Origin of the sequence: Streptacidiphilus sp. MAP12-33 (assembly GCF_041261265.1) — a bacterium.
In the GTDB taxonomy this organism is placed as follows: Bacteria; Actinomycetota; Actinomycetes; order Streptomycetales; family Streptomycetaceae; genus Streptacidiphilus.
This window is the reverse complement of record NZ_JBGCCA010000008.1, coordinates 60,926-86,212: the sequence shown is the minus strand read 5'-3', so window position 1 is coordinate 86,212 and position 25,287 is coordinate 60,926. Positions and strand designations below refer to the sequence as shown.

Sequence of the window (25,287 nt, the reverse complement as noted above, 5' to 3'; positions counted from 1 at the left end):
GTTTGAGACAAGGACATTCAGGCCAGTAGGAACCTCATTCCCCGTCGTGGGGCTCCAGAATCGCCACGCACTCGAAGTGGTGCGTCATCGGGAACAGGTCGAACGCGCGCAGCTTGACCGGCCGGTAGCCGGCGTCGGCGAAGTAGCCGAGATCGCGGCCGAGCGCCGCCGGGTCGCAGGCGACGTAGGCGATGCGACGGGCACCGAGACCGGCCAGGTGCAGAGCCGTCTCGCGGCCCGCGCCGGAGCGCGGCGGGTCCAGGACGATCAGGTCCGTCTCGCTGATGCCGGTGCGCGGCAGCAGCTTCTCGACCTGGCCGACCTCGATCCGGACCCGCTGCTCGCCGATCAGGTCGGAGAGGTTGTGGCGGGCGTCCTCGACGGCCTGCTTGCTCGACTCGATGCCGAGCACCGCGCCGTGCTCGCCGAGCCGGTCCGCCAGCGCGCCCGCGAACAGGCCGACGCCGCAGTACAGGTCGAGCGCGTTCTCGCCGTCGCGCGGCGCGAGGCCGTCCAGCACGGCGTTCACCAGGGTGTCGGCGGCGGCCGGGTGGATCTGCCAGAACCCGCCGTTGCTGACGCGCCAGGTGCGGTCGGCGGCACGCTCGCGCACGAAGGTGCGGCCGTGGACCCGGTGGTAGCCGCCCTGGTCGTCGATGCGCTGCACCGAGACCGGCTTGTCCAGCTCCACGATCGGCAGGCGGCCGCCGGGCGTCGGAACCAGGATGACGGCGCGGTCGGACGAGCCGGTGGCCGCGATCGCCTCGACGCTCGCGATCTGCGGCCACTCACGCTGCTCGATGCCGAGCTCCTGGATGCCGGGCGCGGCGATCAGGCAGCGCTCGACCGGCACCACGTCGTGCGAACGGTGCCGGCGCAGCCCGGCGCGACCCGTCTTCGGGTCCACCGCGTACTGGACACGGGTGCGCCAGGCCGGCACCTCGCCGGCCGGGAGCTTGTCGCCGGGGGCGGGCTCGACGCTGCCGTCCCAGCCCGCCTCCTCGGGGGTGAGCCCGGCGAGCTTCTTCAGCTGCTCGGTCAGCACCGCGACCTTGAGCTTGCGCTGCCCGCCCGGGGTGACGTGCTGCCAGTCGCAGCCGCCGCACAGGCCCGGCCCGGCGTACTGACAGGGCGCGGGGACGCGCTCCTTGGCGGGCCGCAGCACCTCCACCGCGTCGGCGCGCAGGAAGCGCGAGGACGCCGTGCCGTCCGTCACCTCGGCGATCACCAGCTCGCCCGGCAGCGCGTGCCGGACGAACAGGACGCGGCCCTCGTGGCGGGCGACACAGTGGCCGCCGTGGGCCACCGGGCCCACCTCGACCTCGTAGCGCTCGCCGACGAGCGACGGCGCGTCCGACGGGGAGGTACGGCGGGTGGTGGCGGTGCTGCGGCGGGAGGTCACGCCTGGTCGTCCTTAGCGGCAGAAGGGGCGGATGCGGCGGAGGCCGACGCCGTGGGCCGCTCCTCGCGGCGTCCGATGTCACCGCGCCGGATCTGTCCCGGCGCGTTCCACGGGCGCTGCTTGCGGCGGCGCTCGGAGGACTCCAACTGCCAGGGTACCGAGGTCACCATCACGCCGGGCTTGAACAGCAGGCGGCCCTTGAGTCGCAGCGCGCTCTGGTTGTGCAGCAGGTGCTCGTACCAGTGGCCTACGACGTACTCCGGGATGAAGACCGTGACGACGTCGCGCGGGTTGCGGCTGCGCAGCGCACGCACGTACTCGACGACCGGGCCGGTGATCTCGCGGTAGGGCGAGTGCAGCACCTTCAGCGGCACCTCGATGCCGCGACGGTCCCACTCCTCCTGGAGCGCCTTGGTGTCGACCGGGTCGACGTCGACGGTGACGGCCTCCAGATTGGTGCTGCCCCGCGAGGAGAGCTGCGCGTAGGCGAGCGCCCGCAGGGTCGGCTTGTGCAGCTTGGAGACCAGCACGACGCTGTGGACGCGGGCCGGCAGCGCCTCGGCCTCGGCCTCGGCGTCGTCGAGGGCGAGCTCGGCGGAGACCCGGCTGTAGTGCTTGTTGATGCCCTTCATGGTGATGAAGAACACCACCATCAGCAGGCAGGACATCCAGGCGCCGGACATGAACTTGGTCGCCAGGACGACGACGAGCACGCAGGCGGTGCAGCTCAGACCGATCGCGTTGATCACGCGGCTGCGGATCATGCGGCGGCGCACGGCCGGGTCGGTCTCGGTCTTCAGCAGGCGGGTCCAGTGCCGGATCATGCCGGTCTGGCTCATGTTGAACGAGACGAACACGCCGATGATGTAGAGCTGGATCAGGCGGTTCGGGTCGGCGTCGTAGCCGACGATGAAGACGATCGCCACGCCCGCCAGCAGGATGATGCCGTTGGAGAACGCGAGGCGGTCACCACGGGTGTGCAGCTGGCGCGGCAGGTAGCGGTCCTGGGCGAGGATCGAGCCCAGCACCGGGAAGCCGTTGAAGGCCGTGTTGGCGGCCAGCACCAGGATCAGGCCGGTGACCGCGGCGATGAAGTAGAAGCCCAGGTGGAAGTTGGAGAAGACCGCCTCGGAGATCTGCGCGATCGCCGTCTTCTGCTGGTAGCCCGCCGGGGCGCCGTGCAGCTGGCTGGTGTCCTCGGCCATCTTCAGGCCGGTCAGGTTGCCCATCCAGATGATGCCGATGAGCATCGTGACGGCGACCACGGCCATCATCAGCAGCGTGGTCGCGGCGTTCTTGCTCTTGGGCTTGCGGAAGGCCGGGACGCCGTTGGAGATCGCCTCGACACCGGTCAGCGCGGCGCAGCCGGAGGAGAAGGTCTTGAGCAGCAGCAGGACCATGGCGATGCCGGTCGGGTCCACGTGACCGGCCTGCGGCACCAGCGAGAAGCCGGCGCTGGCCGCGTGCATGTGGGTGCCGAACCCGAAGTCCCGGATCGCCGCCCAGATCATCATCACGAAGATGCCGCCCATGAAGGCGTACGTCGGGATCGCGAAGGCGGTGCCGGACTCGCGCACACCGCGCAGGTTCATCGCCATCAGCACCACCACGAGGGTGACCGAGAGCAGCACCTCGTGCCCGTGCAGGGACGGCACGGCGGAGACGATGTTGGCGACGCCCGAGGTCGTCGAGACGGCCACGGTGAGCACGTAGTCGACGAGCAGGGCGGCGGCCACGGTCAGGCCCGCGTTGCCGCCGAGGTTGACGGTCGCGACCTCGTAGTCGCCACCGCCGCTCGGGTAGGCGTGGACGTTCTGGCGGTAGGACGCCACCACGACCAGCATCACCAGGCCGACGATGGCGCCGATCCACCAGGAGAAGTGGATCGTGGCGATGCCCGCCACCGACAGGGACAGGAAGATCTGCTCGGGGGCGTAGGCCACCGAGGAGAGCGCGTCGGAGGCGAAGACCGGCAGAGCGATCCGCTTGGGCAGCAGGGTCTCGCCGAGCTTGTCGCTCTGCAACGCGCGGCCGATAAGGATTCGCTTCGGCAGGTCAGTGAGTTTTGGCACGCAGAGGATGGTAGATGCTGCCGAAGGTTCGCAGGTAGCGGGGTCCACAAACTGGTGCCTTCGCAGGCGCGAAGGCCCCGTGACCTGGTGTGAGGGTTCCGCGAAGGAAGATGGTCCAACTGCTGCGGTCTGGGTACCAAATCCTTCCGGGAGTGCCACCCTGGTGACAAGAGGACGTTAAGAGGGTGTCACCATCGAGCTCGGACAACCGACACCGGAAGGACGGTCGTGCACATCGTCATCATGGGATGCGGACGCGTGGGATCCACCCTCGCGCGCACCCTCGAGAAGCAGGGTCACTCGGTCGCCGTGGTCGACCAGGACCCCACGGCGTTCCGTCGTCTCGGGTCGGACTTCGCCGGCCGGCGCGTGACCGGGGTCGGCTTCGACCAGGACACGCTGCGCGAGGCCGGGATCGAACAGGCCGGCGCGTTCGCCGCGGTGAGCAGCGGCGACAACTCCAACATCATCGCGGCGCGGGTGGCCCGGGAGAACTTCGGCGTCGAGAACGTCGCCGCCCGGATCTACGACCCGCGCCGGGCCGAGGTGTACCAGCGCCTGGGCATCCCCACCGTCGCCACGGTCCGCTGGACCGCCGACCAGATGCTGCGGCGCCTGCTCCCCTCCGGTGCCGAGCCGCACTGGCAGGACCCGAGCGGCGCCGTGCAGCTGGCCGAGGTCCCCTTCGCCTCCGCGTGGATCGGCCACCGGGTCTCCAGGCTGGAGCAGGCGGCCGACGTGCGCGTCGCGTTCCTGACCCGGATGGGCACGGGCATCCTGCCCAGCGCCGAGCTGGTCCTCCAGGAGGGCGACCTGGCGCACGTGATGCTGCGCACCGCCGATCTGGAGGCCGTCGAGGCCGTCTTCGCGAAGGGTCCGGAGGAGCACTGATGCGCGTAGCAATCGCCGGAGCGGGCGCGGTGGGTCGGTCCATCGCGGGCGAGCTCCTGGAGAACGGTCACGAGGTGCTCCTCGTCGACAAGAACCCCAAGTCCATCTCGGTGGAGCGGGTCCCCCAGGCGGAGTGGCTGCTGGCCGACGCCTGCGAGATCACGGCTCTCGACGAGGCCGCACTGCAGCGGTGCAACGTCGTGATCGCGGCGACGGGCGACGACAAGGTCAACCTGGTCGTCTCGCTGCTGGCCAAGACCGAGTACGGGGTGCCGCGGGTCGTGGCCCGGGTGAACAACCCGAAGAACGAGTGGCTCTTCAACGAGGCCTGGGGCGTGGACGTGGCGGTCTCGACGCCGCGCCTGATGTCCGCGCTGGTGGAGGAGGCCGTGAGCGTGGGTGACCTGGTCACCCTCATGCGGTTCAGCCAGGGCGACGCGAACCTCGTCGAGCTCACGCTCGGCGCGGACGCGCCGGTCGTCGGCACCCAGGTCAAGTCGATCGCCTGGCCGGACGACACCGCGCTGGTCACGATCATCCGCGAGGGCCGCGTGCTGGTGCCCTCCGGCAGTGACGTCCTGGAGGCGGGCGACGAGCTGCTCTTCGTCGCGACGGCGGAGAAGGAGTCCGAGCTCGAAGCGCTCTTCGCTCCACACACGGGCTGAGGCTTCGCTCCCACAGGCAGTTGCACTGTCAGGGGCGCGGGTAACTGCGCGAGCGACCACCGATATGCGGATGGCCCTGCTCGTTCGGCGAGTCACCGCGCAGGGTGGCTTGTCGCGCAGTTCCCCGCGCCCCTGGGTGGTGCAACTAACGCTCGGCGGAGTGCTTCTCCTGCGGCACTGGGCTGGAGGCCAACTCGTGGAGTGCGCCGTCGACGGCCTCGTCAACGGCCCGTGCCGCCTGGCTCTCCGGGTCCTCCTCGTCGAGGTTGACCTTGATGGGTGCCGGGGCCTTGGAGAGGATCAGCCAGTTCAGGTAGATCGCCACCAGCCACGGCGGAACGCCGAGGCCGATCTTGGCGACGCCGAGCCAGGTGACCTGGCCCGCCCAGTACAGCGGGAAGAGGATCAGCGCGCGCAGCGCGAAGAGCGCGACCCAGACCCAGGTGGCCTTCGTGTACGCCGAGAGGCGACCCGGGTTCTGCGTGCGCCACGTCATGTTCTCGCCGAGGACCGGCCCCAGCATGACGCCGATCAGCGGCCACCGCACGAGCGCCGAGACCGCGTAGACGACCAGCAGCACCAGGCCGTAGATCATCGACGAGAGATAGAAGTTCTGCGGCTTGCCGGACTCGATGGCGATGAACGCGCCGATCCCGACACCCAGCAGCCCGCCCAGCGCGTGCTTCAGCGTCTCCCTGCGCCACAGCCGCCAGGCGACCGGCACGAGGGTGAGACCGACGGCGGACCAGGACGAGACCGCGACGTTCTTCGTGATCGTGAAGACGACGATGAAGACCAGGCCGGGCAGGGTCATGTCGACCATGCCGCGGACACCGCCGAAGGCCTCGATCAGTGAGGCGCCGCCGTTGTCGGCAGCAGCGTCAGCAGAGGGAGCGCGGTGGCTCACGCGGTTACTCCTGTCCCTGGGGGCGCAGCTCGTAGCGCGGGTTGAACAGCACCCGGCGCCCCCGTGCGTGGCTGATGCGGCCGTGAGCGATGAGCTTGCGACCCGGCTCTATGCCCACGATCGAACGACGGCCGAGCCAGACCACGTCCAGCGCGTCACTGCCGTCGAAGAGCTCGGCCTCCAGCGCCGGGACCCCGGCGCGCGGGCGCAGCGTGACCGCGCGCAGCGTGCCGCTGACGGTGACCTCCTGGCGATCGCCGCAGCTGGCGATGGGGATGGCGCCGATGGTCTCGACGTCCGCCCGCAGCTGCTCCGCGTTCAGCTCCTCGTTGCTGCTGCCCAGCTTGCTGAACATGCGCCGCAACCGCCCCTGCGGGCGCGCGCTGGAGATCTCACTGCTCATGCCCGAAGGGTACAGCCCGCACGTGGCCGGGAGGCCTTGCCTTCAGGCATTACAACTCGAAGCGGTACCCCATGCCCGGTTCGGTGACGAAGTGCCGCGGCGCGCTCGGGTCGAGCTCCAGTTTCCGGCGCAGCTGGGCCATGTAGACGCGCAGGTAGTTGCTCTCGGTGCCGTAGGCGGGGCCCCACACCTCCTGCAGCAGCTGCTTCTGGCTGACGAGCCGGCCGCTGTTGCGGACCAGGACCTCCAGCAGATGCCACTCGGTCGGGGTGAGCCGGATGTCCTTGCCCTCGCGGGTGACCCGCTTGGCGGCCAGGTCGACGCTGAAGGTCTCGGTGGTGACGATCGCGCTCTCGGACTCGGGGCCGACCGGCGCCCCGCGCCGGACCGCCGCGCGCAGGCGGGCGAGCAGCTCGTCCATGCCGAAGGGCTTGGTGACGTAGTCGTCCGCGCCGGCGTCCAGGGCCTGGACCTTCTCGTCGGAGGTCTGCCGCGCCGACAGGACGATGATCGGGACCTTGGTCCAGCCGCGCAGCCCGCGGATCACCTCGGTGCCGTCCATGTCGGGCAGACCGAGGTCGAGCAGGACCGCGTCGGGGTGGCGGGCGGCGGCGAGTTCCAGCGCCGAGGTGCCGTCGTGGGCGGCGTCCACCTCGTAGTGCCGGGCCTTCAGGTTGATCACCAGGGCGCGGACGATCTGGGGTTCGTCGTCGACGACCAGGACCCGGGTCATGTGAGCTGCTGCCTTTCCTGGATGTGCGCCGCCTTGGCGACCGGCGCTGCGGCGGGCTGTCCCGCACACGGAAGAGTGAACACCATGGTGAGCCCGCCGCCTGGCGTGTCCTCCGCCGTCAGCGTGCCGCCACCGGCCTCGACGAAGCCGCGGGCCACCGCGAGGCCGAGGCCCACGCCCGCACCGCGCGGAGCGTCGCCGTAGCGCTGAAAGGGCTCGAAGACCTTCTCCTTGGCGTCGTCGGGGATGCCCGGGCCGTGATCGGCCACCCGCACCTCGACGCGGCCGTTCAGCTCGCTGGCGGAGACCGCGACGCGGCAGGCCTCCCTGCCGGGACCCGCGCGGTTGCCCGCGTTGTACTTGGCCGCGTTCTCGATCACGTTGCCGAGCGCCCGCTCCAGCAGGCCGGGGTCGGCGGAGATCATCGGCAGCGTCTCGGGGATCTCGGTGCGCACCGCTTCGGGCGCGACGCCGAGCAGGGCGAGCGGGACCACCTCGTCCAGGTCGATCTCGCGGATGATCGGCACGACCGTGCCGGTCTGCAGGCGGCTCATGTCGAGCAGGTTGCCGATCAGGTGGTCCAGGCGGTCGGCGCCGTCCTCGATCCCGGCCAGCAGCTCGGCCTCGTCCTCCGGCGCCCAGGTGACGTCCGGGGAGCGCAGCGAGGAGACGGAGGCCTTGATCCCGGCCAGCGGGGTGCGCAGGTCGTGGGAGACGGCGGCGAGCAGCGCGGTGCGGATGCGGTTGCCCTCGGCGAGGCGGCGCGCCTCGGCGGCCTCCTCCTCCAGGCGGCGCTTCTCCAGCAGCACCGCCGCCTGGGCGGCGAAGGCGCCGAGTACCCGCCGGTCTCCGGCGGGCAGCACCCTGCCGCTGAGCGCGAGCGCGAGGTGATCGCCGACGGGCACGTCGACGTCGGCGTCCTCGGGGCGGCTGACCGGGTCGGGCCCGAGGCAGCCGGCGGTGCGCCAGGGGGTGAACTCGTCGGGGCGCTCCAGCAGCGCGACCGACTCCATCTGGAAGGTCTCCTTGACCCGCTCCAGCAGCGCGGGCAGGCCGCGCGACCCGCTGAGCACGCTGCCGGCGAGGAAGCTCAGCGTCTCGGCCTCGGCCCGGCTGCGCGCGGCCTCGGCGGTGCGACGGGCGGCGAGGTCGACGACGTAGGCCACCGAGAGCGCCACGGCGAGGAAGACCGCCACGGCGATGATGTTCTCCATCGAGCTGATCGTCAGCGTGTGCAGCGGCGGGGTGTAGAACCAGTTGATCAGCAGCGAGCCGACCGCCGCCGAGGCCAGCGCCGGGAAGAGCCCGCCGAGCAGCGCCGCGCCGACGGTCAGACCCAGGTAGAGCAGCATCTCGGTGTGGTTGGAGCTGGTGTCGGGGAAGAAGCTCAGCAGCCAGGTCAGCAGCAGCGGCCCGCCGACGCCGACGAGCCAGCCGGCCACCGTGCGCGGCAGGCCGAGGCTGGCGATCCGCCGGATCGGCTTCATCCGGCCGCGGGCCACCTGCTCGTGGGTGACGATGTGCACGTCGATGTCCCCGGCCTCGCGGGCGACGGTGGCGCCGACGCCGGGGCCGAGCATCCACTGCCAGGCCTTGCGGCGGCTGGAGCCGAGCACGATCTGGGTGGCGTTGACGCCGCGGGCGAACTCCAGCAGCGCCTCGGCCGCGTTGTCGCCGAGCACGTGGTGGAAGGTCCCGCCGAGGTCCTCGACCAGTCCGCGCTGGACGGTCAGCTCCTTGGGTGAGGCGCTGGTCAGCCCGTCGCTGCGGGAGACGTAGACGGCGAGGATCTCGCTGCCGGAGCCCTTGGCGGCGATCCGGGCGGCGCGGCGGATCAGGGTGCGGCCCTCGGGACCGCCGGTGAGGCCGACCACGATCCGCTCGCGCGCCTGCCACGTGGAGGCGATGTGGTTCTCGGCGCGGTAGCGCTGGAGGTACTCGTCGACCCGGTCGGCGACCCAGAGCAGCGCGAGCTCGCGCAGGGCGGTGAGGTTGCCGGGGCGGAAGTAGTGGGCGAGGGCGGCGTCGATCTTCTCGGGCGCGTAGACGTTGCCGTGGGCGAGGCGGCGGCGCAGCGCCTCCGGGTCCATGTCGACCAGCTCGATCTGGTCGGCCCGGCGCACCACCTCGTCCGGCACGGTCTCCTGCTGGCGCACGCCGGTGATGCCCAGGACGGCGTCGCCGAGGGACTCCAGGTGCTGGATGTTGACCGTGGAGATGACGTCGATCCCGGCGTCGAGCAGTTCCTCGACGTCCTGCCAGCGCTTGTCGTGGCGCGAGCCCGGCACGTTGGTGTGGGCGAGCTCGTCCACCAGGGCGACGGCGGGACGGCGGGCCAGGACCGCGTCGAGGTCCATCTCGGTGAACTCGGCGCCGCGGTGCTCCATGGTCCGGCGCGGCGCGACCTCCAGGCCCTGGACCTGCTCGGCGGTGTGCGCCCGTCCGTGTGTCTCGACGAAGGCGACGACCACGTCCGTGCCGCGTTCGGCACGTCGTCGGCCCTCGCCCAGCATGGCGTAGGTCTTGCCCACGCCTGGGGCCGAGCCCAGATAGATGCGCAGCCTGCCGCGTCCCATGTCGACCATTCTCCTTGCCGACCCGGTGTCGACCTGCACAGCGAGCGTACGTGAACGGGTCGCCCGTGCGGAGTAGTGGTGCGGCAGCTGACCTCGGACGCTGTTACCAAAGAGGGGGAGCGCCGGGGCCTCCGCTGCTGCTAGATTGGTCTATACCACATGGTGCCGCACGGTGCGTCGTGGCGCCACTCCTCTCCAGATCGGTAGGCCAGCGTGGAAGTTGTGATCGTTCCTGACGCCGCGGCGGGCGGCGAGCTCATCGCCACGGCGATCGCCGACCTGCTGACCCGGAAGCCGGACGCGCTTCTGGGCGTGGCCACGGGCTCGACGCCGCTGCCGATCTACACCGCGCTCGCCGCCAAGGTCCGCTCCGGCGCGGTCGACGCCGCCCGGGCCCGGATCTGCCAGCTCGACGAGTACGTCGGCCTGCCCGCCGGGCACCCGGAGTCCTACCGCTCCGTCGTGCTGCGCGAGGTCGTCGAGCCGCTGGGCCTCGGCGAGTCCTCGTTCCTCGGCCCCGACGGCAACGCCGCCGACATCACCGCCGCCTGCGAGGCCTACGACCAGGCCCTGGCCGACACCGGCGGCGTCGACCTGCAACTGCTCGGCATCGGCACCGACGGCCACATCGGCTTCAACGAGCCCTGCTCGTCGCTGGCCTCGCGCACCCGGATCAAGACGCTCACCGAGCAGACCCGGATCGACAACGCGCGCTTCTTCGACGACGACATCGACCGGGTGCCGCACCACGTCATCACCCAGGGCATCGGCACCATCCTCGACGCCCGCCACCTGGTCCTGCTGGCCACCGGCGCGGGCAAGGCCGAGGCCGTCGCCGCGACCGTCGAGGGCCCCGTCTCCGCGCTCGTCCCCGCCTCGGCGCTCCAGCTGCACCGGCACGCGACCGTCGTCGTCGACGAGGCCGCGGCGGCCCACCTGAAGCTGGCGGACTACTTCCGCGCGACCTATGCGGCCAAGCCGCACTGGCAGGGCCTGTAACCCTCCTTTTCGCCTCCCGGCCCTGGCGGGTCTCCGGCTCCCGGTGCGAGGATCGCGCCGGGAGCTACCCGTTGGTAGCAACGGAACGCCAGGAGGCTGGGAATGACCCAACTGCACGACCTGACCGCGTTGGAGCAGGGCGAGCTGATCGCGACGGGGAAGCTCTCCCCCGTCGAACTGACCGAGCACTACCTGGAGCGGATCGACCGGCTCAACGAGACGGTCGGCGCGTACGTGACGGTGACCGGCGACATCGCCCGGGAGCAGGCCCGCCAGGCCGAGACCGATGCGGCACAGGCCCGCCGCGAGGAGCGGCCGCTCTCGCCGCTCTTCGGCGTCCCGGTCCCGGTCAAGGACCTCAACTTCGTCGCGGGCGTGCGGGCCACGCTCGGCTCCGTCGCCTACGCGGAGAACGTCCCCGCCGTCGACGACCACGTCGTCACCCGCCTGCGCGCGGCCGGTACGGTGCTGCTCGGCAAGACGCAGACGCCCGAGTTCGGGCTCCCCTGCTACTCCGAGAACCTCGTCGCTCCCCCGGCCCGGACCCCCTGGGACCTGGAGCGCTCCGCCGGCGGCTCCAGCGGCGGCGCGGGCACGGCGGTGGCCTCGGGCCTGGCCCCGCTCGCCCACGGCAGCGACGGCGGCGGCTCCATCCGCATCCCCGCCTCGGTGTGCGGGCTGTTCGGCATCAAGCCGAGCCGGGGACGCGTCGCCTCCGGGCCGACGTTCTACGACATCTCGGGGCTCTCGACGTCCGGGCCGCTGGCGCGCACGGTGCGGGACGCCGCCGCTCTGCTGGACGTGCTTTCGGGCAGCATGCCGGGCGAGCCGTACGCGGCGCCGTCGCTGGCCGCGGGTGAGACGTTCCGCGGGTTCGCGGACCGGGACCCGGGGACGCTGCGGGTGGCCGTCCTGACGCAGGCCCCGGTGCCGGGTGTCGAGGTCCATGCGGACTGCCTGGCGGCGACGGAGTCGGCGGCGGAGCTGCTGGCGTCTCTCGGTCACTCGGTGGAGACGCTGGACCTGCCGGCGGACGACACGCTGCGCAACGTCTTCGGCCAGGTCTGGGCGGTCATGGCGACGCAGACGCCGGTGGCGGAGGAGGACGAGTCCCGGCTGATGCCGCTGACGCGGCACCTGCGGGCGCTCGGCCGCGAGGTCTCGGGCCCCGACTTCGCGATGGCGCTGTACGCGTTCCGCGCGGTGGGGCTGCTGGTCTCCCAGCTGATGGAGGCCTACGACGTGATCCTCTCCCCCACCCTCGCCCAGCCCCCGGCCCTGGTCGGCGGCCTCCGCAACGACGCCGACCCGGCGTCGGAGTTCGACGCGATCGCGGCGTTCACGCCGTTCACCCCGCTGTACAACGCGACGGGCCAGCCGTCGGTGAACCTGCCCTTGCACTGGACGGCGGACGGCCTCCCGATCGGCGTCATGCTGGGCGGCCGCTACGGCGAGGAGAGCACGCTCATCTCGCTCTCGGCGCAGCTGGAGTCCGCCCGGCCGTGGGCCGCCCGCAAGCCCAGCCTTTGGTGACAAGGGCTCGTTGCAACACCTAGGGGCGCGGGGAACTGCGCGAGCAACCACCGGCGTGCGGATGGCCCTGCTCGCTGGGCGACTCACCACGTCGGTGGCTTGTCGCGCACGCAGTTCATCGAGCAGGGCCTCGCGCCCCTGACGTCTGCAACGGGCTGCGGGAGGTGCTTACCGGACCTCGGTGATCTCCGGGCCGCGTTCGAACGGGTTGAGGTCGCCCGCGGAGGTGGGGCGCCCCTGCTGGGGCATGCCGTCCGCGACCATCTGGGCGTCCTCGGGCAGGCGCAGCACGATCGGGTCGCGGGGCGCCATCGGCGAGTCGCCGCGGACGACGACCGTCTGCCGGAAGACCTGCTCCAGGACCGCCGCCGCATCGTCCTGCATGGCCGCCTGGCCACTGATGACACCGCGCAGGAACCAGCGCGGACCGTCGCAGCCGACGAAGCGGACCAGCTGGACGCCGCGCGTCCCGTCCGGGAGAGCCACGGGAACCTGGGCGCGCAGGCCCCAGCCCAGCGTGCCCTCCTCCTCGTCGATCACGCCGCCCTGCTGCTCGATGCCGTCGGCGATCTCCTGACGGACCTCGCCCCAGATGCCCTCGGAGCGCGGGGCCGCGAAGGCCTGCAGCTGGATGGCGCTGTTGCCGAGCACCAGCGTGGCCGCGACGATCGCGTCGCCCGCGACCTCGACCCGCAGCTCCATGCCGTCGACGCCGGGGACCAGCAGACCGCCGAGGTCCACCCGGCCGTCCTTGGCGTCGTCGACCTCGGAGATGTCGAAGGGGCCCTCGGGACGCGGCGCCGGCGGCAGGCCGACCCGCCCACCCTCGGCGCCCTCCACGTCGGAGGCGTCCTCGAACTCGTTGCTGTCGGCGTCGGCCAGCTCGTCGAGCTGATTGCCAGCGTCCTCGCCCTTGGCGCGACGACGGAACACGGTCACTGTCCTTCCCGGTCGGGTACCGAAGAGTCTTTCTGCCCGGCCGCGGGAATGCTAACCGCGGCATGGCCCCCCGTCGACCCGAAGCCTCCTGCGGCGCGTGCCGACCCCGGAAGTTCCGCCACCTCGTGGAAACGGACCTTCTCCACCCGCTGGACCACCAGCTGGGCGATACGATCCCCGCGGTGGAAGACCACCCGCTCGCGCGGGTCGAGGTTGACGACGATCACCTTGATCTCACCACGGTACCCGGCATCGACCGTTCCGGGGGCATTGACGAGGGCGATACCGCAGCGCGCGGCCAGACCGGAGCGCGCGTGTACGAAGGCCGCGTACCCGTCCGGCAGCGCGACGGCGATGCCGGTCGGCAGGATCGCCCGCTCGCCCGGCTCCAGGACGGCGTCGACGGTGGTCCGCAGGTCGGCGCCGGCGTCGCCGGGGTGCTCGTACGCGGGAACGGGCAGGTCCTCGTCGATCCTGCGGATCAGGACGTCGACGGGGCGCAGGTCGGAACTCACGGGTTCACCTCGAAGGCGCGGGCGCGCTTGTACAGGTCGGGGTTGTCCATGGCCGCCTTGATGTCCTCGGGACGGCCGTGGTTGACGAAGTGCTCCAGCGGGACCTGGATGAACAGCGCCTGCGCGGTCAGCGCGACCGGGCCGTCGGGAGCGTCCAGGCGGGCCTCGCCGCGGCAGTAGATCTTGCGACCGGCCACGGCCTCGACCCAGGTGTGCAGGTACAGGGTCGAGTCGACCGGGACCGGGCGGCGGAAGTCGGTTTCCAGCCGCGCGGTGACGGAGGCGGTGTGCAGCAGCCAGTTGAGCGTGCCGAGCGCGTCGTCCATGGCCGTGACGAGCACGCCGCCGTGGGCCAGGCCGGGGCCGCCCTGGTGGGTGGAGGCGACGGTGAACTCCGCGAAGATCTCCACGCCCTCGCCGGCCCGCGCGGCCAGGTGCAGGCCGGACGGCTGGGCCGGGCCGCAGCCGAAGCAGTACTCGTAGTGCGGCTCGATCGGCTGCCCTGGCGCGGGCGCGTCCGGGTGCCGGACGGGGGGAACCGCGTCCGGCGGCGGCGTCAGGCTGGGGCGTGCGGCTTCGGTCACCCCGCGACCCTACAGGCAGGAGGGCTTTCACCCGCCCCGCGGTCGGGCGCGCCGCGGGGGCGGCGCACAATGGTGCCCATGTACGACGAACGCCTCTCCGCCCCGGCGGTCCTGTGGCTGCTGCCGGTGGGCTGCGGCATCTCCTTCATGCTCGTGCTGCTGGTGTTCAGCCCGATCGCGGCCCTGCTGGGCCTGGTCGCGGGCGGCGTCGGCGGCGCGGTGCTGCTGAGCAGCTACGGCTCGCCGCGCATCCGCGTCACGCAGGGCCACCTGCTGGCCGGCGAGGCCAAGATCCCCGTCACGGCCCTCGGTGAGACCGAGGCCCTGGACCGGGAGGCGGCCTTCGCCTGGCGCACGACCAAGGCCGACGCCCGAGCATTCATGCTGCTGCGCGGCTACATCCCGACCGCGCTGCGGGTGGTCGTCACCGACCCGGACGACCCGACGCCCTACCTGTACCTCTCCACCCGCACCCCGGACCGCCTCGCCGCGGCCCTGGAGCAGGCCCGCCAGGAGGCGGCCACCGCCGCGCCGTAGCCGCCGCGGCCGCACAGGCGCGTCTCAGGGCCTGCTCGGGCTCCTCGTGAGGGGGAGGGCCGGGCAGGCCCTCCGCGTTGGAGCAGGGCCCGACGGGGCCCGACGGCGGCGGGTGTCACAGCGGGCGCGGGCCGAGGCCCACGAGCACGCCGGCGTCCCTCGCGGCCGCAGGCGGGCGGCTGCCGGGCGTGGAAGGTCGCTCAGTCCGCGCCGGCGCCCGGGAGGGCCTCGCGTTCGGGGCGGGCGGTGAGCCAGTAGGACGGGTCCGAGGGGCCGCGCTCGCGCAGGTCGCGGCGGATCTCCGCGGCGAGCTTCGCGGTGTCCCTGCGGTTGACGTAGGCGCCCGCCGCGGCCCCGATCATCAGTGGGGTCAGCGAGGGCAGCTTGCGGAAGCCCGCGCGCGTCAGGCGTTTGCGCAGGGCCGTGCGCAGGCCCGCGCTCTTGCTGAGGGCCAGGATCGTGGCCGGTGAGGCCACATCCAGGCCACGCCGCTCGGACCAGACCGAGAGGTAGGCGAGCGAGCGCTGCTTCGCGGTGCCCTGGGCGGGCTGGCCGTACGCCTCGTACAGCTCCGCGATCATCTTGAACTCCACCGCCGCGACGGCGAGCAGCTCCGCCGCGATCTCGACGGGCATCGCGGGTGGCACCGGCATCATCGCCGCTGCTCCCGCGCCCGCACCGACGGCGCCGGAGGCGCGGGCTCCGGCCGCAGCGATGCGGTCGGCCAGCTCCTCCGCACTGCGCGCGTCGGGGTGGTGGGCACGCAACGTCGCGACGTCGCGCACCTTGATCCGGGGCGCCGCCGTCATCAGCTTGTCGGCCAGGCCGACTGCACTGCCCTTGGCACCCCTGCCGAGGCTGCGCCCCAGCTTCCGCGCGAGCGCGGCCATACGGCCCTGCTCGGCGGTGGGGACGGAATCCGCACCCGCGGACCCGTCCCAGACCTCCATCTCGTCGGCGATCCGGGCGAGATCGGCCGTGGTCTCGTCCTCGACGGACTTGTCCACGGCAGGTCCCTGCCCGGCACCGGCGGATCGCTGCGGCTTGCGGAACGGTCCCATGAAGTCCCCTTCCTCCACCGCTCGATCAGGCGGCGCAGTCCCGGCAGATCGGCTGGCCGTTCTTCTCGTTGGCCAGCTGGCTCCGGTGGTGCACCAGGAAGCAGCTCGAGCAGGTGAACTCGTCGGCCTGGCGCGGAAGCACCCGGACGGAAAGCTCCTCATTGCTGAGGTCCGCTCCGGGCAGTTCCAGACCCTCGGCAGCCTCGAACTCGTCGACATCGACCGAGCTGGTCGTCTTCTCGTTCCGGCGTGCCTTGAGTTCCTCGATGCTGTCCGATTCGAGGTCGTCGTCGGTCTTGCGTGGGGTGTCGTAGTCAGTCGCCATATCACTCTCCCCCTTTGGGCGTGTTGCGGTTGTCTCCAGCGCACGTAACGCGCAGGGAGTCGGACTTGTGCCCGACCCGAGGGCGAGATTTTGCCTTACTTCAAGGCCCGTTACTCAATCGACACCCGACCAGACCCCCGAAGAGGTGATCGTGTGGTCGATTCGGGGAGGTCACGAGGGTTCCGGCGGATACCCTTCACTGACCACTTACCGTGATCATGACGAGCGGAAACACCGGAACCACAGGGTCGTCGGCCGACCCCGTCGATCACTGTCCGTCATCAGCCTTCTCCAGCCACTTTGGCTGAAAATGTGCGCACACCCACAGTGACACACCTCTTTGTGAGGTTCATCACGGTTGCGGAAAGTCCGGACTTGTCGGACGCCTGGTGAGCCATCTCACTACGCTGCGCGAGGTGTGCTTTGCGAGCGGTCACCCCGCCCGGCGCTCCTGCGCGGCCTGGCGGCGGGCCAGAATGGCCGCCTGGCGCTCGTCGAAGCGGGTGGCCTGGGTGTCCAGGCCCTCCAGGAACACACCGAGCTCCTGCTGGGCCTGCAGGCCGTCCGGGCCCAGCCCGGTGACCTCCATGACCTTCAGCTTGCGCAGCACCGGCTGGAGCACGTCGTCGTGGTGGATCCGGAGGTTGTAGATCCCGCCGACGGCGATCTGGACCGCCGCGCGCTCGAAGCCCGGCATGCTGTGGCCCGGCATCCGGAAGCCGGTCACCACGTCGGCGATGGCGCGCATGGCCTGGTCGGGGGCGATCTCCAGGGCGGCCGCGAGCAGGTTCCGGTAGAAGACCATGTGCAGGTTCTCGTCCGTGGCGATCCGGGCCAGCATCCGGTCGCAGAGGGGGTCGCCCGAGTTGTGGCCGGTGTTCCGGTGCGAGATGCGGGTGGCGAGCTCCTGGAAGGCCACGTAGGCCACCGAGTGCAGCATCGAGTGGTTGTTGTCCGACTCGAAGCCCTCGGCCATGTGCGTCATCCGCGCCCGCTCCAGCGCGACCGGGTCCACCGCGCGCGTGGTCAGCAGGTAGTCGCGCATGACGATCGCGTGGCGGCCCTCCTCGGCCGTCCACTGGTGCACCCAGGTGCCCCAGGCGCCGTCGCGGCCGAACATGGTGGCGATCTCGTGGTGGTAGCTCGGGAGGTTGTCCTCGGTGAGCAGGTTGACCACCAGGGAGACCCGCGCGACGTCGGTGACCTTGGACTGCTCGACGGCCCAGGCCTCGCCGCCCATCAGCCCGTCGAAGTCGCGCCCGAGGCTCCACGGCACGTACTCGTGCGGCATCCATTCCTTGGCCACGCCCTGGTGCCGGTTGAGCTCGCGCTCGACGACCTCCTCCAGCGCGTTGAGGAGCTGCGCGTCGGACCAGTGGGTGCGGCCGGCGGGGCGGTCGGGGGCGATCGTCACGGCAATCCAACTCTCGGTACGGCTCGCAGTGCGGCACTGCGGACGGCGGTGCACACGGCGTGGAGCACTCTCACCTACGGTTCCGTAGGTTACGCCACCGTAGGTTGACGAGTCGAGCGCTGGCAAGGCCACGGGCACACGTCACACGCTGGGCATTTAGTTACTTGCCGGTCGGCAAACGACGGCCGACCCACGGCGCGGAAGGGTGAATTCCGCCGCGCCGCAGGTCGGCCGGTCGGTGGATGGAGGCGCGCCTCAGCCGATGGCGCCCCTGGCGGGCGTGGGCGGCAGCGTGGGCGCCTTCGCGGCCGGGATCCGGACGCGGATCAGCAGGCCGCCCTCGGCGCGCGGCACGGCCTCGATGGAGCCGTTGTGCGCCCGCACGACCGAGCGCACGATCGACAGGCCGAGGCCGACGCCCTTGTCGCTCCGCGTGCGCTCGCGGCCCTTCCCGCGCCGGAACGGCTCGAATATGTTCTCGATGTCGTAGCCGGGCACCACGGGGCCGCTGTTGACGACCACGAGCTCCCCGCCGCCGTTCACCGCCGCGTGGACCTGCACGTCCACCCAGCCGTCCTCCGGCAGGTTGTACTTGACCGCGTTCTGGACCAGGTTCAGCGCCACCCGCTCCAGCAGGACGCCGTTGCCGGAGACCATCACCTCGCCCGCGCCCTGCGGCAGCACCGAGCGGATCCGCACGCCGCGCGCGGCGGCCTCGCCCCGGGTCTGCTCCAGCGCCTGCCGTGCCACCTCCACCAGGTCCACCGGCTTGCGCTCGGTCAGCTCGTTGTCGCTGCGGGCCAGCAGCAGCAGGCCCTCGACCAGCTGCTCACTGCGCTCGTTGGTGGCCAGCAGCGTCTTGCCGAGCTGCGTCAGCTCAGGCGGCGCGGCCGGGTCGGAGAGCTGCACCTCCAGCAGGGTGCGGTTGATCGCCAGCGGTGTGCGCAGCTCGTGCGAGGCGTTGGCGACGAACTTCTGCTGCGACTCGAAGGCCCGGTCGAGCCGGTCCAGCATGTCGTCGAAGGTGTCGGCGAGCTCCTTGAGCTCGTCGTCCGGCCCGTCCAGCTCGATCCTGCGGTGCAGGTCGGAGGAGGCCACCTGCCGCGCGGTGCGGGTGATCCGCCCGAGCGGGCTGAGCACGCGCCCGGCCATGGCGTAGCCGAAGAAGACCGCCAGGATCAGCAGCGCGAGCAGCGCGGCCAGCGACTTCCACACCAGCAGGTGCAGCGCCGCGTCGGTGTGGGCGCGCTGGTAGGCGTCCAGGTACTGGCGCAGCTGGTCACCGGTCAGCGGCGTGCCGTCGGAGAGGTGCACCTGCACGTTCGCGCCCAGGCTGATCGGCGGCATCTGCGTGGCACTGCCGAAGGCCTGGTCGACGAAGAGGTACATGACCAGGACCATGATCAGCCCGGCGAGCAGGAACATCCCGCCGTAGAACATGGTCAGCCGGATGCGCAGGGTGGGACGGAAGGGGAGCAGCGACTCCCTGATGTCGATGTGGTCGGCGCGGTCGGTCGACCCGCCCGGGGCGTCTGCACTGGCCACGGCTCAGATCCGGTATCCCGAGCCCGGCACGGTGATGATCACGGCCGGCTCGCCGAGCTTGCGCCGCAGCGTCATCACGGTGACCCGGACGACGTTGGTGAACGGGTCGGTGTGCTCGTCCCAGGCCTTCTCCAGCAGCTGCTCGGCGGAGACCACCGCCCCACCGGCACGCATCAGCACCTCCAGCACCGCGAACTCCTTGGGCGCCAGCGCGATCGGCCTGCCCTCGCGCAGCACCTCCCGGCGGCCCGGGTCCAGCGTGATCCCGGCCCGCTCCAGCACCGGCGGCAGCGGCGTCGTCGCCCGCCGCCCCAGCGCCCGCACCCGCGCGACGAGTTCGCTGAAAGCGAACGGCTTCGGCAGGTAGTCGTCGGCCCCGAGCTCCAGGCCCTCGACCCGGTCGCTGATGTCACCGGCGGCCGTCAGCATCAGCACGCGGGTCGGCAGCGCCTCCTCGACCAGCTTGCGGCAGACGTCGTCACCGTGGACCAGTGGGAGGTCCCGGTCGAGCACCACGACGTCGTACTCGTTGAGGGCGATCCGGTCCAACGCGGCCTGGCCGTCGTAGACCACGTCCACGGCCATGGCCTCACGGCGCAGACCGGTGGCGACAGCGTCGGCGAGCAACTGCTCGTCCTCGACCACGAGAACTCGCACCAAGGATCCTTTCGGAGCGGGCACGCCCTGGCAGGGGCGCACGCACGGGCCTGTCCGGCAAGTCCGGCCAGGGTTCCATCCTGCCTCGCCCCTCCGTAAAGCACTGGTAAGCAGGGCGTGACGAGGAAGGACGCCGGCACTCGGTCGACACTCGGCCGGCGCCCGGCCCGAGCCGGGGTCGTGCGGAGCGAGTGTGACCCAATTCGCTTTCCCGCCGAGGTTTCCCCGTCGAGCGGCTTGGGGAGGACGCTGATTACACCCGCGATGCACAGGCGCTGTCGGCGCTCCAGTCCCACGTGTGTCGCACCCGCCCGCCGTGCGGCCATCCGCGCCGGGTTCCCCGTTGAGCCCGGGGCCGCCACGACACCAGCAAGGGGGTCACGCCTCATGGACGCCTTCACCGCCGGCATCCTCCAGCGCATTCGCAACGCCGAGCAGGACCTGCATCGGGCCCTGGAGTCGGGTGACGACTTCCTGGCCGAGGTCGAACAGTCCGAGCTCGACGACCTGCGCCGCCTCGCCGCGGAGCACGGCATCGAACTGATGCCCAGCGCTCCGCGCACCGCCGCCTAGACCTTCCGGTCCCACCCAACCCTCGCCCCGCACCTTCCCCGCCCCGGACCCCGTCCGGGGCGGTTTCGTCTGGCCCGTAGGGCCCTCAGGGGCGCGAGGCTCTGCCGATCTGCGGCTCCGCCGCGTGGGCGCGAGAAACCCACGCCAGGCAGACGGCCCGGTCCGCTCGGGATCCCGAGGCCCAGGGCGGCTTGTCGCGCCCCGCGGCCGAGCCGCAGATCGGCAGAGCCCCACGCCCCTGGAGAGTGCGACCGGCTCTCTCAGTCGTGCCAGGCGCCGAGGGATTCGAGGGCGGACCGGAGGGGCTCGAAGAGTCCCGTGGGGGCCGCGACGGTGAGTTCGGGGCTCGCGGGCAGGCCCGGCCGGCCCGAGACCAGCGCGCCCGCCTCCGCGGCGATCAACGCGCCGGCGCTGTAGTCCCACGGGTTGAGCCCGCGCTCGTAGTACCCGTCCAGCCGCCCCGCGGCGACGTCGCAGAGGTCCACCGCCGCCGACCCGCCGCGACGGATGTCGCGGACCCGCGGCAGCAGCGCCGCGACGACCTCCGCCTGGTGCGCGCGGCGGTCGCGCAGGTAACCGAAGCCGGTGCCGATCAGTGCCCGGTCCATCGGGGGCGCGGTCCGGACGGCCAGGGCCTGACCGTTCAGCGTCGCACCCTGCCCCCGCACCGCCTGCACGCGCTCGCCGCGCGGCGCGATCTCGACGACGCCGACCACGACCTCGCCATCCAGCTCGGCTGCGATGCTGACCGCCCAAGCGGGCAGGCCGTAGAGGTAGTTGACCGTCCCGTCGAGCGGGTCGATCACCCAGCGCACCCCACTCGTCCCTACCCGCGAGGCGCCCTCCTCGCCCAACAGCCCGTCGTCCGGGCGGCGTTCGGCAAGGATCTCGGTGATCAGCTTCTCGGCCGCGAGGTCCATCTCCGTCACCACGTCGACCGCGCTGCTCTTGGTCGCCGCGACCCCGAGATCGGCCGGGCGGCCGTCCTTGAGCAGCACCCCGGCCCGCGCCGCGGCTTCGACCGCGACGTCGAGGAGTTCGGCGTAGAGAGTTTGATGGTTCGTCATCAGCTGTCTCCTCATAGGGGTAGCGGCAGATGCCAGGGGCGGCAGGGCTCGGGGTGGTGCGACCGGCTCAGTCGGTCCATTCCTCGCCCGCCGCCGCCGGGGCCGCGCCGCGCGCGGCGGGGCAGCAGCCGACCGGGCAGACGTCGTGGGAGGCGCCCAGCGCGCCCAGCGCGCAGGGGGTGACCGCCTCGCCGCGCTCGCGGGCCGCGCGCTCCAGGACCAGATCGCGGACCGCCGCGGTGAAGCGCGGGTCCGCGCCGACCGTGGCCGCGCGGGCGACGGGGAGGCCGAGTTCCTCCGCCTTCTCGCGGGCCTGGGTGTCGAGGTCGTAGACGACCTCCATGTGGTCGGAGACGAAACCGATCGGCACCATGACCACCGCTGCCGCACCGTCGGCGTGCTGCGCCTCCAGGTGGTCGCAGATGTCCGGCTCCAGCCACGGAATGTGCGGGGCGCCGCTGCGGCTCTGGTACACCAGCTCCCACGGTCGCTCCGCGACGCCTGTCGCCTGCGCCACCGCCTCGGCGATCAGCCGGGCGACCTCCCGGTGCTGCGCGACGTACGCGCCGCCGTGGGCGCCGGCGACCCGGGCCGGATCGCCGGGCGCGCCGGAACTGTCGGCCAGCGTGTCCGGGATGGAGTGCGTGGTGAAGGCCAGACGCGCGCCCGCCCGCACCGCCTGCGGCAGGGAGTCCAGCGCGGCGAGTGTGGACTCGATCATGGGCTCGACGAAGCCGGGGTGGTTGTGGAACAGCCGCAGCTTGTCCAGCCGCAGCCCGGCCGCACCCGGCGCCCCCTCCTCGCGGAGCGCGGTGAGCGCGGCGGCGAGGTTCTCCCGGTACTGGCGGCAGCCGGAGTAGTTGGCGTAGGCGCTGGTGGCCAGCACCAGCACCCGGCGGTGGCCGTCCGCCGCCATCTCGCGCAGCGTGTCCACGAGATAGGGGGCCCAGTTGCGGTTGCCCCAGTAGACGGGCAGATCCAGACCGTGGTCGGCGAAGTCGGCGCGCAGCGCCGCCAGCAGCACCCGGTTCTGGGCGTTGATCGGGCTGACGCCCCCGAAGAGGAAGTAGTGCTGCCCGACCTCGGCCAGGCGCTCCTTGGGGATGCCGCGTCCCCGGGTGACGTTCTCCAGGAAGGGCACGACGTCCTCCGGGCCCTCGGGGCCGCCGAAGGAGAGCAGGAGCAGGGCGTCGTAGGGGGCATGCGCGTCGGACATGTCTCCGATCTTTGCACGCGCCCGTCGGGCGATCGCGACAGGCGCCCACCCTCTGAGATTTCCTCTGGGCTCACGTCGACGCAGCCCCGTAAGCTGTCTAAACCACCCATATCCCTTACGGAGCTGTCTGTGTCCGCCGCGCTGTCCGCGCTCTCCACATACCGCCGGATCTTCGCCGAGGCCCCCGGCAGCCTCGCGTTCTCCGCCGCCGGATTCATCGCGCGGATGCCGATGTCGATGGTCGGCATAGGCCTGGTGACCATGCTCTCGGCGCTGCGCGGCGACTACGCGCTCGGCGGGGCGGTCTCCGCGACCATCGCGCTGGCCGCGGCCCTGCTCGGGCCGCAGGTGGCCCGGCTGGTCGACCGCTACGGCCAGACCAGGATCGCCCTGCGGGCGACCGGCGTCACCGTGGCCGCACTGGGGGCGCTGCTGCTCTGCGCCGCCTTCGGCGCACCCGACTGGACCCTGTTCGTCTGCGCGCTCGTGGTCGGCTGCATGCCCGCGATCGGCTCGCTGGTCCGCGCCCGCTGGGCCTACCTCTACCAGGGCTCCCCGCTGCTGCACACCGCCTACTCGTTCGAGTCGGTCGTGGACGAGGTCGTCTTCATCGTCGGCCCGATCCTGGCCGTGGGCCTGTCCACCTCCTGGTTCCCGGAGGCGGGGCCGCTGCTGGCGACCGTCCTGCTCGCCGTCGGCACCCTGCTGTTCTGCACCCAGACCGGCACCGAGCCGCCGGTCCACCCGCACGCCCGCAGCGCCGAAGGCGGCTCCGCGCTGCGCACCCGCGGCCTGCTGGTGCTGGTGCTGACCTTCGTGGGCGTCGGCGCGGTCTTCGGCAGCGTCGAGGTGACCACGGTGGCCTTCGCGGACCACCTGCACCACAAGGCGCTCTCCTCCGTGGTCCTGGCGATCTACGCGCTGGGCTCCTGCGTCGCCGGGATCGTCTTCGGCGCACTGAAGCTCAAGGGTCAGCTCTCTCGCCGCTTTCTCACAGGAATCCTCACGCTCGCGGTGAGTATGCTGCCGCTGCTATTCGTGAAGAACCTCGTGACGCTGGCGGCGGCCCTGTTCGTCGCCGGACTGTCCATCTCCCCCACCATGGTCACCACCATGGCCCTGGTGGAACGGATCGTGCCGACGGCCAAGCTGACCGAGGGCATGACCTGGACCACCACCGGCCTCGCGGTGGGGGTGGCCTTCGGCTCCTCGGCCGCGGGCTGGGTGGTGGACGGCGCGGGCGCCTCGGCCGGTTACTGGGTGACGGTGACCGCGGCAGGTCTGTCGGCCGTCACGGCGTTCCTCGGGTCGCGCCGACTGCGCTCGGCGCCGGAGCAGCGGGAGGGCACACGTGTCGAGTCAGACGACCCAGCCAGGCCGGTGGAGCAACTGGGCCGGTAACCAGACGGCACGTCCGAGGCGGGTGGTGACCCCCGCCTCCGTCACGGAGCTGTCCGAGGCGATCACCGGCGCGGCGGCCGCCGGACTCCCGGTCAAGGCGGTCGGCAGCGGCCACTCGTTCACCGCGATCGCCGCGACCGACGGGATACTGGTCCGCCCGGACGGTCTGACCGCGATCCGCGGGATCGACCACAAGGCCGGCACCGTCACCGTCGAGTCGGGGCTGCCCCTGTCCCGGCTCAACCAGCTGCTGGAGCACGCCGGCCTCGCCCTGAGCAACATGGGCGACATCATGGTGCAGACGGTCGCCGGGGCCACCAGCACCGGCACCCACGGCACCGGCCGTGCCTCCGGCTCACTCGCCGCGCAGATCAGGGCGCTGGAGATCGTCCTCGCGGACGGCACGGTCGTGCAGTGCTCGCCCACCGAGAACGCCGAGCTGTTCCAGGGCGCACGGCTGGGACTGGGCGCCCTGGGCGTCGTCAGCGCGATCACCTTCGGGGTGGAGCGGGCCTTCCTGCTGACGGCGAAGGAAGCGCCGATGTCCTTCGACGAGGTGGTCACCCGCTTCGACGAACTGGCCAACGGCAACGAGCACTTCGAGTTCTACTGGTTCCCGCACACCGAGGGCTGCACCACCAAGCGCAACAACCGCAGCACCGGCCCCGCCGCGCCGCTGCCCGAGTTCAAGCGCTGGCTCGACGACGACTTCCTGTCCAACACCGTCTGGGAGGGCGCCTGCCGGGTCGGCCGGGCCTTCCCGAAGTCGATCCCGACGATCGCGCGGATCGCCAGCAGGACCTGGTCGGACCGGACCTACACCGACGTGTCCTACAAGGTGTTCACCAGCCCGCGCCGGGTCCGCTTCGTCGAGATGGAGTACGCGGTGCCGCGCGAGGCCGCCACGACGGTCCTGCGCGAGCTCAAGCGCGCGGTGGAGCGCTCGGACTGGAAGGTCTCCTTCCCCGTGGAGGTCCGCGTCGCCCCCGCCGACGACCTGTGGCTCTCCACGGCGAACGGCCGCGACACCGCGTACATCGCGGTGCACCTGTACCGGGGGACCGCGCAGCAGAGCTACTTCACCGAGGTGGAGCGGATCATGACGGCCCACCAGGGACGCCCGCACTGGGGCAAGCTGCACACCCGCGACGCGGAGTACCTCGCCGGCGTCTACCCGCACTTCGGCGACTTCACCGCCCTGCGCGACAAGGTGGACCCGGAGCGCCGCTTCGCCAACGACTACCTGCGGCGCGTGCTGGGCGAGTAGACCGC

24 protein-coding genes are annotated in these 25,287 nt (G+C 71.8%); 8 read left to right on the top strand and 16 right to left on the bottom strand.

Going from position 1 to position 25,287, the window contains the following annotated elements:
- Positions 1 to 34 precede the first annotated feature (34 nt).
- Together ABH931_RS10625 and ABH931_RS10620 are read right to left on the bottom strand one after the other, a co-directional pair.
- Positions 35 to 1,402, bottom strand: a complete 1,368-nt coding sequence (locus ABH931_RS10625; RefSeq protein WP_370112097.1) for a class I SAM-dependent RNA methyltransferase — start codon at positions 1,400 to 1,402, stop codon at positions 35 to 37.
- A complete protein-coding gene (locus ABH931_RS10620; RefSeq protein ID WP_370112096.1) occupies positions 1,399 to 3,474 on the bottom strand; it encodes an APC family permease in 2,076 nt (691 codons plus the stop codon). The genes ABH931_RS10625 and ABH931_RS10620 overlap by 4 nt, the downstream gene beginning before the upstream one ends.
- A 228-nt stretch (positions 3,475 to 3,702) precedes the next feature.
- Here ABH931_RS10620 and ABH931_RS10615 point away from each other — a divergent pair, with 228 nt between their 5' ends.
- A complete protein-coding gene (locus tag ABH931_RS10615) occupies positions 3,703 to 4,365 on the top strand; it encodes a TrkA family potassium uptake protein (RefSeq protein ID WP_370112095.1) in 663 nt (220 codons plus the stop codon).
- Positions 4,365 to 5,030 (top strand): TrkA family potassium uptake protein, encoded by a 666-nt coding sequence (locus ABH931_RS10610; RefSeq protein WP_370112094.1) that lies wholly within the window; start codon positions 4,365 to 4,367, stop codon positions 5,028 to 5,030. Before ABH931_RS10615 ends, ABH931_RS10610 begins: the two co-directional genes overlap by 1 nt.
- Before the next feature lie 145 nt (positions 5,031 to 5,175).
- Here the strand turns inward: ABH931_RS10610 and ABH931_RS10605 are convergent, their stop codons facing one another.
- The 4 genes from ABH931_RS10605 to ABH931_RS10590 are packed head-to-tail and all read right to left on the bottom strand — an operon-like array spanning position 5,176 to position 9,649.
- Positions 5,176 to 5,937 carry a DUF3159 domain-containing protein gene (locus ABH931_RS10605; protein WP_370112093.1) on the bottom strand — a complete coding sequence of 254 codons (762 nt, stop codon included), beginning with the start codon at positions 5,935 to 5,937 and terminating at the stop codon, positions 5,176 to 5,178.
- Positions 5,938 to 5,941: 4 nt separating this feature from the next.
- On the bottom strand, positions 5,942 to 6,340 hold the full coding sequence (locus ABH931_RS10600) for an OB-fold nucleic acid binding domain-containing protein (protein ID WP_370112092.1): 399 nt from the start codon (positions 6,338 to 6,340) through the stop codon (positions 5,942 to 5,944).
- Between the two features lie 49 nt (positions 6,341 to 6,389).
- Positions 6,390 to 7,073, bottom strand: coding sequence for a response regulator (locus tag ABH931_RS10595; RefSeq protein WP_370112091.1), 684 nt, complete (start codon positions 7,071 to 7,073; stop codon positions 6,390 to 6,392).
- Positions 7,070 to 9,649: an ATP-binding protein gene (locus ABH931_RS10590; protein ID WP_370112090.1), complete on the bottom strand. Its 2,580-nt coding sequence runs from the start codon at positions 9,647 to 9,649 to the stop codon at positions 7,070 to 7,072. Before ABH931_RS10590 ends, ABH931_RS10595 begins: the two co-directional genes overlap by 4 nt.
- Positions 9,650 to 9,862: 213 nt before the next feature.
- Between ABH931_RS10590 and nagB the strand changes: the two genes are divergently transcribed.
- On the top strand, positions 9,863 to 10,648 hold the full coding sequence (nagB, locus tag ABH931_RS10585) for a glucosamine-6-phosphate deaminase (RefSeq protein ID WP_370112089.1): 786 nt from the start codon (positions 9,863 to 9,865) through the stop codon (positions 10,646 to 10,648).
- A 102-nt stretch (positions 10,649 to 10,750) separates the two neighbouring features.
- Entirely contained in the window at positions 10,751 to 12,181 is a 1,431-nt protein-coding gene (locus tag ABH931_RS10580; protein WP_370112088.1) for an amidase, read from the top strand.
- 168 nt (positions 12,182 to 12,349) lie between these two features.
- Here ABH931_RS10580 and ABH931_RS10575 read toward each other — a convergent pair whose 3' ends face one another.
- From ABH931_RS10575 to ABH931_RS10565, 3 genes are read right to left on the bottom strand one after another with little or no spacing between them, the layout of a single operon-like run.
- Positions 12,350 to 13,114: a DUF3710 domain-containing protein gene (locus ABH931_RS10575; RefSeq protein ID WP_370112087.1), complete on the bottom strand. Its 765-nt coding sequence runs from the start codon at positions 13,112 to 13,114 to the stop codon at positions 12,350 to 12,352.
- A 2-nt stretch (positions 13,115 to 13,116) separates the two neighbouring features.
- The gene (dut, locus tag ABH931_RS10570) at positions 13,117 to 13,635 is read right to left on the bottom strand and encodes a dUTP diphosphatase (RefSeq protein ID WP_370112086.1); all 519 of its coding nucleotides are present in this window, start codon (positions 13,633 to 13,635) and stop codon (positions 13,117 to 13,119) included.
- Positions 13,632 to 14,219, bottom strand: a complete 588-nt coding sequence (locus ABH931_RS10565; protein WP_370112085.1) for a PaaI family thioesterase — start codon at positions 14,217 to 14,219, stop codon at positions 13,632 to 13,634. Before ABH931_RS10565 ends, dut begins: the two co-directional genes overlap by 4 nt.
- A gap of 78 nt (positions 14,220 to 14,297) precedes the next feature.
- Here ABH931_RS10565 and ABH931_RS10560 point away from each other — a divergent pair, with 78 nt between their 5' ends.
- A complete protein-coding gene (locus ABH931_RS10560) occupies positions 14,298 to 14,756 on the top strand; it encodes a DUF3093 domain-containing protein (protein ID WP_370112084.1) in 459 nt (152 codons plus the stop codon).
- A gap of 200 nt (positions 14,757 to 14,956) precedes the next feature.
- Here the strand turns inward: ABH931_RS10560 and ABH931_RS10555 are convergent, their stop codons facing one another.
- From ABH931_RS10555 to ABH931_RS10535, 5 genes are all read right to left on the bottom strand, one after another.
- Positions 14,957 to 15,763, bottom strand: coding sequence for a hypothetical protein (locus tag ABH931_RS10555; protein ID WP_370112083.1), 807 nt, complete (start codon positions 15,761 to 15,763; stop codon positions 14,957 to 14,959).
- Positions 15,764 to 15,842: 79 nt separating this feature from the next.
- Complete coding sequence (locus tag ABH931_RS10550; RefSeq protein WP_042363734.1) at positions 15,843 to 16,142, bottom strand: DUF4193 domain-containing protein; 300 nt, start codon at positions 16,140 to 16,142, stop codon at positions 15,843 to 15,845.
- A gap of 433 nt (positions 16,143 to 16,575) precedes the next feature.
- Positions 16,576 to 17,556: an acyl-ACP desaturase gene (locus ABH931_RS10545; RefSeq protein ID WP_370112082.1), complete on the bottom strand. Its 981-nt coding sequence runs from the start codon at positions 17,554 to 17,556 to the stop codon at positions 16,576 to 16,578.
- A 255-nt stretch (positions 17,557 to 17,811) separates the two neighbouring features.
- Complete coding sequence (locus ABH931_RS10540) at positions 17,812 to 19,101, bottom strand: sensor histidine kinase (RefSeq protein ID WP_370112081.1); 1,290 nt, start codon at positions 19,099 to 19,101, stop codon at positions 17,812 to 17,814.
- Between the two features lie 3 nt (positions 19,102 to 19,104).
- On the bottom strand, positions 19,105 to 19,758 hold the full coding sequence (locus tag ABH931_RS10535) for a response regulator transcription factor (RefSeq protein WP_370112080.1): 654 nt from the start codon (positions 19,756 to 19,758) through the stop codon (positions 19,105 to 19,107).
- A gap of 387 nt (positions 19,759 to 20,145) precedes the next feature.
- Between ABH931_RS10535 and ABH931_RS10530 the strand changes: the two genes are divergently transcribed.
- Entirely contained in the window at positions 20,146 to 20,331 is a 186-nt protein-coding gene (locus ABH931_RS10530) for a hypothetical protein (protein ID WP_370112079.1), read from the top strand.
- 260 nt (positions 20,332 to 20,591) lie between these two features.
- On the opposite strand, the gene ABH931_RS10525 is transcribed toward ABH931_RS10530, so the two are convergent.
- Positions 20,592 to 21,398, bottom strand: coding sequence for an inositol monophosphatase family protein (locus ABH931_RS10525; RefSeq protein ID WP_370112078.1), 807 nt, complete (start codon positions 21,396 to 21,398; stop codon positions 20,592 to 20,594).
- A 67-nt stretch (positions 21,399 to 21,465) separates the two neighbouring features.
- Complete coding sequence (locus ABH931_RS10520) at positions 21,466 to 22,614, bottom strand: ferrochelatase (protein ID WP_370112077.1); 1,149 nt, start codon at positions 22,612 to 22,614, stop codon at positions 21,466 to 21,468.
- 129 nt (positions 22,615 to 22,743) lie between these two features.
- Between ABH931_RS10520 and ABH931_RS10515 the strand changes: the two genes are divergently transcribed.
- Both ABH931_RS10515 and ABH931_RS10510 read left to right on the top strand, forming a co-directional pair.
- Entirely contained in the window at positions 22,744 to 24,015 is a 1,272-nt protein-coding gene (locus ABH931_RS10515; RefSeq protein ID WP_370112076.1) for an MFS transporter, read from the top strand.
- On the top strand, positions 23,966 to 25,282 hold the full coding sequence (locus tag ABH931_RS10510) for a D-arabinono-1,4-lactone oxidase (RefSeq protein WP_370112075.1): 1,317 nt from the start codon (positions 23,966 to 23,968) through the stop codon (positions 25,280 to 25,282). Before ABH931_RS10515 ends, ABH931_RS10510 begins: the two co-directional genes overlap by 50 nt.
- Positions 25,283 to 25,287: the final 5 nt, after the last annotated feature.